The sequence below is a fragment of the Janthinobacterium paucivorans genome (assembly GCF_051380805.1).
Taxonomy (GTDB): domain Bacteria; phylum Pseudomonadota; class Gammaproteobacteria; order Burkholderiales; family Burkholderiaceae_D; genus Janthinobacterium; species Janthinobacterium lividum_D.
Map to the genome: position 1 here is coordinate 87371 of NZ_JBNYXR010000008.1, position 12466 is coordinate 99836.

Annotated in this window: 9 protein-coding genes; 7 read left to right on the forward strand and 2 right to left on the reverse strand. The window is 61.2% G+C overall.

The genetic code is table 11. The features are described 5' to 3' along the window. Positions 1–86 precede the first annotated feature (86 nt). Positions 87–1388, forward strand: a complete 1302-nt coding sequence (locus tag ACQ4V8_RS11855) for a DUF3472 domain-containing protein (protein ID WP_029496441.1) — start codon at positions 87–89, stop codon at positions 1386–1388. Between the two features lie 362 nt (positions 1389–1750). Next, the gene (locus ACQ4V8_RS11860) at positions 1751–2392 is read left to right on the forward strand and encodes a hypothetical protein (protein WP_128089329.1); all 642 of its coding nucleotides are present in this window, start codon (positions 1751–1753) and stop codon (positions 2390–2392) included. A 59-nt stretch (positions 2393–2451) separates the two neighbouring features. On the opposite strand, the gene ACQ4V8_RS11865 is transcribed toward ACQ4V8_RS11860, so the two are convergent. Further along, positions 2452–2829: a SirB2 family protein gene (locus ACQ4V8_RS11865; RefSeq protein WP_010398578.1), complete on the reverse strand. Its 378-nt coding sequence runs from the start codon at positions 2827–2829 to the stop codon at positions 2452–2454. A 393-nt stretch (positions 2830–3222) separates the two neighbouring features. On the opposite strand from ACQ4V8_RS11865, the gene ACQ4V8_RS11870 reads away from it, so the two are divergent. Genes ACQ4V8_RS11870 through ACQ4V8_RS11880 form a run of 3 tightly spaced genes read left to right on the forward strand, consistent with a single transcriptional unit; the run spans position 3223 to position 6611 of the window. Next, positions 3223–4467 (forward strand): MFS transporter, encoded by a 1245-nt coding sequence (locus tag ACQ4V8_RS11870; RefSeq protein ID WP_436571568.1) that lies wholly within the window; start codon positions 3223–3225, stop codon positions 4465–4467. An 8-nt stretch (positions 4468–4475) separates the two neighbouring features. After that, positions 4476–5861: a NarK family nitrate/nitrite MFS transporter gene (locus tag ACQ4V8_RS11875; RefSeq protein WP_010398575.1), complete on the forward strand. Its 1386-nt coding sequence runs from the start codon at positions 4476–4478 to the stop codon at positions 5859–5861. A gap of 54 nt (positions 5862–5915) precedes the next feature. Next, positions 5916–6611, forward strand: a complete 696-nt coding sequence (locus ACQ4V8_RS11880; RefSeq protein ID WP_010398573.1) for a carbonic anhydrase — start codon at positions 5916–5918, stop codon at positions 6609–6611. Here the strand turns inward: ACQ4V8_RS11880 and ACQ4V8_RS11885 are convergent. After that, a complete protein-coding gene (locus ACQ4V8_RS11885) occupies positions 6597–6968 on the reverse strand; it encodes a hypothetical protein (RefSeq protein WP_010398571.1) in 372 nt (123 codons plus the stop codon). The genes ACQ4V8_RS11880 and ACQ4V8_RS11885 overlap by 15 nt on opposite strands. A gap of 230 nt (positions 6969–7198) precedes the next feature. Between ACQ4V8_RS11885 and ACQ4V8_RS11890 the strand changes: the two genes are divergently transcribed. Beyond that, positions 7199–10897 (forward strand): nitrate reductase subunit alpha, encoded by a 3699-nt coding sequence (locus ACQ4V8_RS11890; protein WP_010398569.1) that lies wholly within the window; start codon positions 7199–7201, stop codon positions 10895–10897. Between the two features lies 1 nt (position 10898). Further along, complete coding sequence (narH, locus tag ACQ4V8_RS11895; RefSeq protein ID WP_436571516.1) at positions 10899–12449, forward strand: nitrate reductase subunit beta; 1551 nt, start codon at positions 10899–10901, stop codon at positions 12447–12449. Positions 12450–12466 lie beyond the last annotated feature (17 nt).

Here is a 12466-nt window from a genome sequence, read left to right on the forward strand (position 1 = left end):
TTTTTTTACCCGTTTGTTTTTTAAACCGCGGCGCTCGCTGCAGGCCTTTTTGGGTCCGTTGCGCGCCGCACCACGAGGAGATGTTGATGAAACACAGAAGTTCATTACGCTATGCAGTCCTTCCCGCCATGTCCCTGCTGCTGGCAGCGTGCGGCGGCACCGCCCCCACCGCCACCACGGACGGCACGGCCTTGCTGGCCAGCAGCACGGCCGTGCCAGTGACGGTGGCCCTGGCTGGTAATGCCTATATCACCAGAGGTGAGGACGGCGCCGACATTACTGAGCAAGGCTTGACTGGCTGGAGCAATCCGGATGCCGTCGCCAGCACGTATTTCCGCGTCTCCGGAGCAGGCTCCGTTCAGGTGGCGCTCGATGCCAGCCTGGCCGATGGCGGCAGCAGCACCGTGCGCGTAAAGATCAACGGCAAGTCGTTCGACGTCAAGCTGACCGACAAGGCACGCAAGACTTACGCGGTGGGCACGGTGAACGTGCCGACGGCCGGCTATGTGAAGGTGGAATTGCAGGGACTGACGCGCGCCAAGGCCACCTTTGGCGAGGTCGCCGCGCTGAAGGTGACAGCAGGCGCCACGCTCAATTATGCCGACGATACGGAAAATTACTACTGGTCGCGGCGCGGGCCGTCCGTGCACATGGGCTACACGGTGCCGGCCAATACCGAGTATTTTTACAACGAGATGACGATACCCGTGGGTCAGGATGCCATCGGCTCCTACTTCATGGCCAACGGTTTTGGCCAGGGCTACCTGGGCATCCAGGTGAAGTCGCCAAGCGAGCGCTGGATATTGTTTTCCGTCTGGGATGCCGACAATGGCGCGAAAACCACCCTGGTCAGCAAGGGCGCCGGCGTGACCGACAATGCCTTTGGCGGCGAGGGCACTGGCGGGCAGACCTACCTGTCGTATAACTGGGCAGCCGGCACCACGTACCGCTTCATCACCCGCGCGCGGCCCGACGGCAAGGGTAGCAGCGAATATTCGGCCTGGTTCTTCGCGCCGGAAACGGGCCGGTGGCGCTATATCGCTACCTGGAAGCGCCCGGCCATTTCCACCTACCTGACGGGCGTGCATTCCTTCCTCGAAAACTTCATCGACACGAACGGCTACATGGAGCGCCGCGTTCAGTTCGGTAACCAGTGGGCAAGGAGTAGCGCTGGCGCCTGGTCCGAAGTGACGGCAGGGCGCTTCACGGGCGACGCCACGGCCACCAATGCGCAGCGCATGGATTATGCGGGCGGCCTGGAAAACGGCAAGTTTTACCTGCATAACGGCGGCTTCTTTGCCGCTTACGTGAAAACCGATCAGAATTTCACGCGGCCCGCGACAGGCCAGATGCCTGTCGTTGATGTGAATGCCTTGCCGATGCAATAAGCGCCCTCAGCCCGGCCGCTTGCCCACCATCGCCTCGATGCCGCGATAGTCAGTGAGTGGCCGGCCTAGCGTCACTGCCATCAACACCGCAGCCTCGATGATGTCGTTTGTAACGCGCAGGTACACGGTGGCCGGCTTGTCGATGATGTTGCCAATACTGTCATTGTCGTGCAGCCTGCTGCGTTCTGCAGAAATCGTACTTTGCCCCTCGCCGACTTATCAACTAGACATTTTCCTGCCAAGCGGATACACTAAAAATATTCCCATGTGGAAATATTTTTCGATGCCCCGGCAGGCACAGGGCTTGTCGCCCCATGCCCATTACTTGTTACCCATTTTCTTCATTTCATCCAGGATCATCCATGTTTGTCCGAACCACCATGCTGCGCGCGCTGGCGTGCGCCGTCTTGCTGCCTGCGCTGTTGTCCGGCTGCGTCACCGGCCACGATAAAGCGCCTGCGTTTACCTATACGACCCCCGACCTTGCCAAGGGCGTTGTCGTCGGCACCGTGTTCGAGCGCGCCGTCTTCGAGGCGCATGGCGCCAGATTCGGCATTGTCAGCAGCGACCTTGCCACCAACAAGGACAAAGATCTGTGGTTATCCAGCCATGCTCCCGCCGGCCAGGTCTCCTTGCAGAATGTCGCGCCAAAAGTGCCTACGGGCAAGGGCAGTACTTTTGCGCTGCAGCTGACGCCGGGACGCTACCGCATCCTCATCTGGCTGCTTGACTATGGAAGCAGGTCCAAGTACTCCGAATCGTCGCCGAAGGCGATCGAGTTTGACGTCGTGGCTGGCAAGGTCATCTATCTGGGACGTCTGGATGCCAACCGTTTCCTGGAAGTGGCTTCGATACACGACAATTTCGAGGAAGATATCGTCTACCTGAAGAAAAATCCCTTGCTGGCCAATGCCAGCATCGAGAACAAGGCGCTCGATGTGCGTGAATGGTGGCTACAGGACGCCACTGGCAAGAAACTTCTGGAGAAGAACCGCGCCAACTAAGCACGTGCAGGGCGCGCCAGCGCCCGCCAGCTCGCTTGCGCTGCTGCATATCTGATGCATCACAGCGGCCAGGCCTGCTTGGTGACGGCCACGCCGACGATGTAGGCGAATACCAGCACGGCGAGCGCGAAGGCGGCGCCGCGCACGGCCGGCGTCTTGCCACGTTTCAGCGCGATGGTGCCCAGCACGATGTAGCCGACCAGCGCGCACAGCTTGGCGGCCAGCCACGGCTGGCTGCCCGGCGACTGGCCGCTCCACACGGCCAGGGCGATGGCGCTGGCCAGCAGGGCCGTGTCGATCAGGTGCGGCAGCACCTTGACCCAGCGCTGCTGCAGCTTGGCCGGGGCGCGCAACATCCATGCGCCACGCAAGAGGAAAAGAAAGCCGCTGGCGGCGGCGCAGCCCATGTGGAAATGCTTGAGGCTCAGATAGTCCATGCGTGATGTCGGGGGCGTTGATTGATGGTGGCGACAGCATAGCCGCCTTTGGCGCGCCGCGCCATATGTCGGGACGCCATGCCGGGCCACGCGGGTGATGATCTGCTCTGTTTCGTGCCTGTTCTGCAGGCGCCGAGTGTGCCAAAAACGCGTCCTTTTGTAAAACGCCCGCCATCCAGCCTAGGCCCGCACCGCGCCATCTAGTCACTTTTGCCGATGCGGCTATCCAGATTGCCTTTTCATAATCACCCTGTGGCCGATAGTGCCTTTCGCCTGCGCCACGTAAGCTGGTCGGGACGGCTGGCCAGACGGCCAGTGCATTCATGGAGAAACATCGTGGCTACCCTAGATGGCACTAAGAACAACAGTAGTAACAAGGCAGTCGAGCCGGGCATGCGGCGCAAGCAGGCGTGCGTGCTGATCAGCAGTACCTTCGCGTTTACGATCTGCTTCGCGGTATGGATGATGTTTGCCGTACTCGGTATTCCCATCAAGACCAGCCTGGGCTTGACGGAAACGCAATTCGGCCTGCTGGCCGCCATGCCCGTGCTGACGGGCTCCCTCGTGCGCGTACCGCTGGGCATCTGGACGGACAAATACGGCGGACGCCGCGTCTTCTTCCTGCTGATGCTGGCCAGCGTGGTGCCGATCTACTTGATTTCCTACGCCAGCGCGTACTGGCACTTTCTCTTGCTGGGCATGTTCGTCGGGCTGGCGGGCGGCTCCTTCTCGGTCGGCACGCCCTATGTGGCACGCTGGTACGAGAAGGAGCGTCGCGGCCTGGCGATGGGTATTTTCGGCGCCGGCAACTCCGGTTCCGCGCTGACCAAGTTCGTCGCGCCGGGCATCGTCGCCGCCTTCGGCTGGCAAATGCTGCCCAAGGTGTATGCGCTAGCCATGCTGGCCACGGCCATCGTTTTCTGGCTGTTTTCATACACGGACAAATCGCACTTGGCGCCATCGGGCGAAAGCTTTTCGGCGCAGATGAAGGTGCTGAAGGACCCGCGCGTTTGGCGCTATTGCCAGTACTACTCGGTGGTGTTTGGTGGCTATGTGGCGCTGGCGCTGTGGATGACGAAGTATTACGTGGCCGAATATGGCTACGACCTGAAGCACGCGGCGCTGCTCGCTGCCTGCTTCTCGCTGCCGGGCGGCGTGTTGCGCGCATTTGGCGGCTGGATCTCCGATAAATATGGTGCGGCGAAAGTCACCTGGGCCGTGATGTGGGTGTGCTGGGTGTGCTTCTTCCTGCTGTCGTATCCGCAAACGCAGATGGTGATCGAGACCGTGACGGGGCCGCTGGCTATCCACATCGGCCTGTCGCCTCTATGGTTTACCGCGCTGCTGTTCATCGTCGGCATCGCCATGGCCGTGGGCAAGGCCTCCGTCTTCAAGTTCATCGGCGACGACTTTTCCGACAATATCGGCGCCGTCTCTGGCGTGGTGGGCCTGGCCGGCGGTCTCGGCGGCTTCATTCTGCCCGTGATGTTCGGCGCCCTGGTGGACCTCACCGGTGTGCGTTCGAGCGCCTTCATGCTCCTGTACGGCACCGTCTGCGTATCGCTTGTCTGGATGTATTTCTCGTTCAAGCCGCTGCGTGCAGCGACTTTCCCTCAACCTGTAGGAGTAACGCTGTGAGCAAACCAATGAGCCGCTACATGATCAATACGTGGGAGCCGGAAAGCCCGAGCTTCTGGCAAAACACGGGCAAGGCCACGGCCGCGCGCAATCTGTGGATTTCGATTCCCGCGCTGCTGCTGGCGTTCGCCGTGTGGATGGTGTGGAGCGTGGTGGTGGTCAATCTGCCCAACATCGGTTTTACCTATAGTAACAACCAACTGTTCTGGCTGACGGCCTTGCCGGGCCTGTCCGGCGCCACCTTGCGCATCTTTTATTCGTTCATGGTACCGATCTTCGGGGGCCGCCGCTGGACGGCCATTTCCACGGGCTCCTTGCTGATTCCCGCCATCGGCATCGGCCTGGCCGTGCAAGATGTGCACACCGGCTATCCGACCATGCTGATCCTGGCGTTGCTGTGCGGCTTCGGCGGCGGCAATTTCGCCTCGTCGATGGCCAACATCAGCTTTTTCTATCCGAAGGCGAGCAAGGGCTTCGCGCTGGGCATGAATGCGGGCCTGGGCAACCTGGGCGTGTCGGTGGTGCAGTTTGTGGTGCCGCTGGTAATCACTTTCGCCGTCTTCGGCGCCTGGGGCGGTGATTCGCTGACCTGGCTCAAAAATGGCGTGAGCAAGGACATGTGGCTGCAAAACGCGGGCTTCATCTGGGTGCCATTCATCGCCCTGAGTACCTTGCTGGCCTGGTTTGGCATGAATGACCTGGCCTCGGCCAAGGCTTCGTTTTCTGAACAGGCAGTGATCTTCAAGCGCAAGCACAACTGGTTGATGTGCTGGCTGTACACGGGTACCTTCGGTTCCTTTATCGGTTATTCGGCCGCGTTTCCACTGCTGATCAAGATCCAGTTCCCTGACGTCAATCCCCTCGATTACGCCTTCCTGGGCCCCTTGGTGGGCGCGCTGGCGCGCGTGGCCGGCGGCGTGATTTCCGATAAACTGGGCGGCGCCCGTGTCACCCTGTGGTCTTTCCTGCTGATGATCGTTGCCGTGCTGGGCGTGCTGTACTTCATGCCGCAAGCTGGCGTGGGTGGAAGCTTCAGCGGCTTCTTCTGGATGTTCATGCTGCTGTTCGCCGGCACGGGCATCGGCAATGCGTCGACCTTCCGCATGATCCCCGTGATCTTTTTGACGGAGCACCAGCGCGCGGCCGCCGGCAAAGGCAAGGCGGCGCAGGAGCAAGCCATCGTTGACGCCAACAAGGAAGGTGCGGCGGTTCTTGGCTTCACATCGGCCGTGGCGGCCTACGGCGCCTTCTTCATCCCGAAAAGCTATGGCACCTCGATTGCGCTGACGGGTAGCCCCGACGCGGCCCTGTGGTGCTTCATCGGCTTCTATGTGAGCTGCATCGCCATTACCTGGTGCTGCTACGCCCGCAAGAACGCACCGATGCCTTGCTAGTTAGAACGCCTGGCAAGTCGTTCTTGCCAGGCGTTCAGGAAATGAGAGTATGTGATGGAAGAACTGGAAAAATTCGTCAACGGCTTCAGCTTGTTTCAGCAGCAGTACTTCAGCGAGCCGCAGACCTTGTATGACAGCCTGCGCGACGGCCAGCGGCCCACGACCTTGCTGATCGGCTGCTGCGATTCGCGCGTCGATCCGATGCTGCTGACGGGCAGCGACCCGGGCGACATGTTCGTCGTGCGCAATATCGCCAACCTGGTGCCGCCATGCACGCCCGACGCGCCGCCTGGCGTCAGTTCGGCCATCGAGTTCGCCGTCTGCAAGCTTGAAGTGGCCAGGGTCATCGTGCTCGGACATGCGCGTTGCGGCGGCATCCGCGCGCTGCTGGAACCGCAGCCGTGCGCGCAAGGACAGGAAACGGACTTCGTGGGCCAGTGGATGCGCATTGCCGAACCGGTGGCGCAGCGCGTGCGGCGCGAGCTGGCGCACCGCTCTTCGCAAGAGCAGCACCATGCGTGCGAGCTGGCCAGCATCCTGCAGTCGCTGGATAACTTGCTGACCTACCCTTGGCTGAAGCGCCGGGTGGAGCAGGGGCTCTTAAAACTGCATGGCTGGTATTTTGACATCGACAGCGGGGCACTGATGGCGTATTCGGCGCGCCAGCAGCAGTTCTTGCCGCTGGTTTGCCCAATCGAACGGGCGCGTCATCTGCACGAGCGCCCTTGGCCGGATTCAGTTAAAGCGTAACAGGTCGCCGCTGCGATCAAACGCCAGCAGGCTGTCGATGCGGCCTTGCTCGATGGCCGTCACCATGGCGCGCAGGGGCGCCTCGCAGTCCTGCGCGGCGGGCGGCTGGCCGTCGCGCCCCGCCAATCCTGCTACGAAGACCACATCCCAGTGCGTCTGCATCTGCCTCGATTCCTCTATCAATGTCTCGAAGCTGCCCAGTTCATCGGGCAGCTTGTCGGCGCACATCACGGGCGTGAGCGACTTGCCCTGGCCGCCCGGCTGGTCCTGCGCCTGGGTAAAGGTAAACAGCAAGCGTTGCGGCTGTTCCTGCTTGCCGGCGCTGCGCAGCAGGCTGGCGTAATCGGTAATGCTCATGGTTTTTCTCCTGGTTGAACGATGGCGACAGGTATACCGCAGCAGGCCTGAGGCGCCCATAGGCAATAGTGACTACCTGCCTATGCATTCCTGGTGCGGGAAACCGACTTCTTGCCAATACCGCCGCGCAGGACGCATCGATAGACTGTTTGCATCGACGCTCGAGCCATCGTGCTTGCAGCGTTTTTTAAGACCTGGCGCCGCTGTCTGCGGCGTAATGTGGAGGTAGCATGAGTCACTTTCTGGACCGCCTTAAATTTTTCAGCAAGCCCGCCGAGCCGTTTTCCAACGGCCATGGCACCGTGGTCGATGAAGACCGAACCTGGGAAAACGCCTATCGCCAGCGCTGGCAGCACGACAAGATCGTGCGTTCCACGCATGGCGTGAACTGCACCGGCTCATGCAGCTGGAAGGTGTACGTCAAGAATGGCCTGATCACCTGGGAAACCCAGCAAACCGATTATCCGCGCACGCGGCCCGACCTGCCCAACCACGAACCGCGCGGCTGCCCGCGCGGCGCCAGCTATTCCTGGTACGTGTATTCGGCGCAGCGCGTGAAATACCCGATGGTGCGCGGCCGCCTGATGGAAATGTGGCGCGAAGCGCGCAAGACCATGGACCCTGTCACGGCCTGGGACTGGATCAGCCAGGACCCCGTGCGCTCGCAGCAATACAAATCCATCCGCGGCCTGGGCGGCTTTGTGCGCGCCACCTGGGACGAATCGAATGAAATCATCGCCGCCGCGAATGCGCTGACGATCAAGAAATACGGCCCGGACCGCATCGTCGGCTTTTCGCCGATTCCCGCCATGTCCATGGTCAGCTATGCCGCCGGCACGCGCTACCTGTCGCTGATCGGTGGCGTGGCCCTGAGCTTCTACGACTGGTATTGCGACTTGCCGCCGGCCAGCCCGCAAGTGTGGGGCGAGCAGACGGACGTGCCGGAATCGGCTGACTGGTACAACTCGACCTATTTGATGGTGTGGGGCTCGAACGTGCCGATGACGCGCACCCCGGATGCCCACTTTTACACGGAAGTGCGCTACAAGGGCACGAAAACCGTCGCCATCTCGCCCGATTATGGCGAAATGGTGAAGTTCGGCGACATTTGGCTGGCCCCCAAGCAGGGCACGGACGCCGCGCTGGCGCTGGCCATGGGCCACGTCATTCTCAAGGAATTCCACTCGGAAGGCCAGAGCGCCTATTTCCGCGACTATGCGCGCCAGTACACGGACTTTCCCATGCTGGTGCTGCTCAAGGAGCATAACGGCACCCTGGTGCCCGACTACTTCCTGCGCGCTTCGCACCTCGAGAACAACCTCGACGAGACCAACAATCCCGAATGGAAAACCCTGGTCGTCGACGCAAGCACGGGCACCATCACGGCGCCGGCCGGCTCGATCGGCTTTCGCTGGGGCGAGTCGGGCAAGTGGAACCTGGAACAAAAGGCCGGCGGTAGCGGCGCAGCTATCGTGCCGATGCTGTCCATGATCAACGATAGCGACGCGGTCATGGAAGTGGGCTTCGCCTACTTTGGTGGCAAGGATGCAGCCGATATGCTGCTGCGCAGGGTGCCGGTGAAAAGCATCCGCCTGGCCGATGGCACGACCGCCCTGGTCACCACCGTGTTCGACCTGACCCTGGCCAACTACGGCATCGACCGTGGCCTTGGTGGCGAAAACGTGGCCGAAAGCTATGACGACGACGTGCCTTACACTCCCGCATGGCAGGAGAAGCACACGGGCGTGAAACGCGCCGACGTCATCACCGTGGCGCGCCAGTTTGCGCAAAACGCCGACCAGACGCGCGGCAAGAGCATGGTCATCGTGGGCGCCGGCCTGAATCACTGGTACCACATGGACATGACCTATCGCGGCATCATCAACATGCTGATGATGTGCGGCTGTATCGGCCAGTCCGGCGGCGGTTGGGCGCATTACGTGGGCCAGGAAAAACTGCGTCCGCAAACAGGCTGGACGCCGCTGGCCTTCGCCCAGGATTGGGTACGCCCGATGCGCCAGATGAACGGCACCTCGTTTTTCTATGCGCACACCAGCCAATGGCGCCACGAAAAGCTGGAAACGGGCGACATTGCCTCGCCATCGGCGGCCGGCGGCACGGGAGAGCTGACCCTGCTCGACTACAACGCCAAGGCCGAGCGCATGGGCTGGCTGCCATCGGCGCCGCAGCTGCAAACCAATCCGCTGGAAGTGGCCAAGGCCGCCAAGGCGGCAGGGCAGGCGCCAGCGGCGTATGCGCTCGACCAGATCAAGGCGGGGCAGCTCCAGTTTTCCTGCGACGACCCGGACAATCCGGCCAACTTCCCACGCAATATGTTCGTCTGGCGCTCGAATATCCTGGGCAGCTCGGGCAAGGGCCATGAGTACTTCCTGAAGTACTTGCTGGGCACGCAGAATGGCTTGCTTAGCGACGAAGACGACTGCATCACGCCGAAACAGGTGAAAGTGCGTCCCGCCGCCGAAGGCAAGCTCGATTTGCTGGTGGTGCTGGACTTCCGCATGTCGACCACCTGCCTGTATGGCGACGTGGTGCTGCCGACGGCCACCTGGTATGAAAAGGATGACTTGAACACCTCGGACATGCATCCCTTCATCCACCCGCTGTCCGAAGCCGTGCAGCCATTGTGGCAATCGAAGTCGGACTGGGAAATCTACAAGGGCATTGCCGCGAAATTCTCGGAAATCGGCGGCGAACTGCTCGGTACCCAGCAAGACATCATCCTCACGCCGCTGATGCACGATACGCCGGGAGAGCTGGGCCAGCCTTTCGATCCCAAGGATTGGCGTGCCGGAGAATGCGACGCCATCCCGGGCAAGACCATGCCGAACATGACGGTGGTCGAGCGTAATTACCGCGACGTGTACAAGAAGTTCAGCTCGATCGGACCGCTGCTGGAAAACATCGGCAACGGCGGCAAGGGTATTTCCTGGAAAACGGGGCATGAAGTCGAGGTATTGCGCGGCATTAACCGCACGGTGCTTGACGAAGGCGTGTCGAAGGGCCAGCCGCGCCTGGACACGGCCATCGATGCTGCGGAAATGATACTGACGCTGGCGCCGGAAACGAATGGTCACGTGGCCGTCAAGGCCTGGGCCGCGCTCTCAAAGATCACGGGACGCGAGCATACGCACTTGGCGCTGCCGCGCGAGCATGACAGCATCCGCTTCCGCGACGTGCAGGCGCAGCCGCGCAAGATCATCTCTTCGCCCACCTGGTCGGGCCTGGAAAGTGAAGAAGTCAGCTACACGGCAGGCTATACCAACGTGCATGAACTGATCCCATGGCGCACGCTGACGGGCCGCCAGCAGTTCTACCAGGATCACCTGTGGATGCGCGATTTCGGCGAAGGCCTGTGCGTGTACAAGCCGGCCATCAACACCAAGACGACGCAAGCGCTGCTGGGTAGCAAGCCGAATGGCAACAAGGAACTGGCGCTGAACTTTTTGACACCGCACCAGAAGTGGGGCATCCACTCCACGTATTCCGACAACTTGCGCATGCTGACCCTGTCGCGTGGCGGACCGCACGTGTGGCTGTCGGAGACGGACGCGAAAACGGCCGGCATCGTCGACAACGACTGGATCGAGGTCTTCAACGTCAATGGCAGCCTGACGGCGCGCGCCATCGTCAGCCAGCGCATCCCGGCCGGCATGACGATGATGTACCACGCCCAGGAAAAGATCATCAACGTGCCCGGCGCGGAGATGACGGGCAAGCGTGGCGGCATCCACAACTCGGTGACGCGCGCCGTGCCCAAGCCGACGCACATGATCGGCGGCTACGCCCAGCTGGCCTACGGCTTCAATTACTACGGCACGGTGGGCTCCAACCGCGATGAATTCGTATTGGTGCGCAAGATGAACAAGGTCGACTGGCTTGAAGGCCCGTTGCAGGAAGAAGGAGCATAGTATGAAAATCAGAGCGCAAATCGGCATGGTGCTGAACCTGGACAAGTGCATCGGCTGCCACACCTGTTCCGTCACCTGCAAGAACGTATGGACCAGCCGCGACGGCGTCGAGTACGCATGGTTCAACAACGTTGAAACCAAGCCGGGCATCGGCTATCCGAAGCAGTGGGAAAACCAGGACAAATGGAATGGCGGCTGGCGCCGCACGGACGCGGGCAGGATCGAGCCGCGCCAGGGCAGCCGTTTGAAGATCCTGGCCAATATCTTCGCCAACCCGAATCTGCCGGCCATCGACGAATACTATGAGCCGTTCACCTACGACTACGAGCACCTGCAAAGCGCACCACTGTCGCAAACGCCACCGACGGCGCGTCCAATTTCCGTGCTGACGGGGAAAAAGATGGAAAAAATCGAATGGGGTCCGAATTGGGAAGATGACCTGGGCGGTGAATTTGCCCAGCGCAGCAAGGACAAACTGTTCGACAACATGCAAAAGGAGATGTACGGTACGTTCGAAAACACCTTCATGATGTATCTGCCGCGCCTGTGCGAGCATTGCCTCAACCCGACTTGCGTGGCCTCTTGCCCATCGGGCTCCGTGTACAAGCGCGAAGACGACGGCATCGTGCTGATCGACCAGGACAAGTGTCGCGGCTGGCGCATGTGCATCTCCGGCTGCCCGTACAAGAAAATTTACTACAATTGGTCGTCCGGCAAGGCCGAGAAGTGCACCTTCTGCTTCCCCCGCATCGAGGCTGGCCAGCCTACCGTGTGCTCTGAAACGTGCGTCGGGCGCATCCGCTACCTGGGCGTGCTGCTGTACGACGCCGACAAGATCGAGGCCGCTGCCTGCGTGCCGCAGGAGCAGGACCTGTACCAGGCGCAGCTCGATCTGTTCCTTGACCCGCATGACCCGGCCATCATCGCCGAGGCGCGCCGCCAGGGCATCCCCGACCTCTGGCTGGAAGCGGCCGTCAAGTCGCCCGTCTATAAGATGGCCGTCGAATGGAAGGTGGCGTTTCCGCTGCATCCCGAATATCGGACCTTGCCGATGGTGTGGTATGTGCCGCCCCTGTCACCGATCCAGGCGGCGGCCGAATCGGGCAAGCTGGGCGTCAACGGCATGCTGCCGGACACGCAAAGCCTGCGCATTCCCGTGCAATACCTGGCCAATTTGCTGACGGCCGGCGACCAGCCGCCCATCGTCTCGGCGCTGGACCGCATGCTGGCCATGCGTGCCTATATGCGCAGCAAAACGGTCGAGAAAGTCGAGAACCTGACGGTATTGAAGCAGGTGGGCTTGAGCAAGGCGCAGGTGGAGGACATGTACCACATCATGGCGATTGCCAATTACGAAGATCGCTTCGTCATCCCCAGCAGCCACAAGGAAATGGCGGAGGACAGCTTCAACGAGAAGGGCTCGTGCGGCTTCAGCTTCGGCAATGGCTGCTCGGACGGCAGCAGTGAGCCGACCTTGTTCGGCAAGAAAAAACACGGTTCGGCGATCTTCATGCAGATGCCGAAGTCGCGCAAAACGGCGCCAGGCGCTTAAGGAACTCAGATGAGACA

Excerpts from the sequence above, each read along its gene's own strand:
- ACQ4V8_RS11855 (WP_029496441.1), top strand. The coding sequence starts at position 87 with ATGAAACACAGAAGTTCATTACGCTATGCAGTCCTTCCCGCCATGTCC.
- ACQ4V8_RS11860 (WP_128089329.1), top strand. The coding sequence starts at position 1,751 with ATGTTTGTCCGAACCACCATGCTGCGCGCGCTGGCGTGCGCCGTCTTG.
- ACQ4V8_RS11865 (WP_010398578.1), bottom strand. The coding sequence starts at position 2,829 with ATGGACTATCTGAGCCTCAAGCATTTCCACATGGGCTGCGCCGCCGCC.
- ACQ4V8_RS11870 (WP_436571568.1), top strand. The coding sequence starts at position 3,223 with ATGCGGCGCAAGCAGGCGTGCGTGCTGATCAGCAGTACCTTCGCGTTT.
- ACQ4V8_RS11875 (WP_010398575.1), top strand. The coding sequence starts at position 4,476 with ATGAGCCGCTACATGATCAATACGTGGGAGCCGGAAAGCCCGAGCTTC.
- ACQ4V8_RS11880 (WP_010398573.1), top strand. The coding sequence starts at position 5,916 with ATGGAAGAACTGGAAAAATTCGTCAACGGCTTCAGCTTGTTTCAGCAG.
- ACQ4V8_RS11885 (WP_010398571.1), bottom strand. The coding sequence starts at position 6,968 with ATGAGCATTACCGATTACGCCAGCCTGCTGCGCAGCGCCGGCAAGCAG.
- ACQ4V8_RS11890 (WP_010398569.1), top strand. The coding sequence starts at position 7,199 with ATGAGTCACTTTCTGGACCGCCTTAAATTTTTCAGCAAGCCCGCCGAG.
- narH (WP_436571516.1), top strand. The coding sequence starts at position 10,899 with ATGAAAATCAGAGCGCAAATCGGCATGGTGCTGAACCTGGACAAGTGC.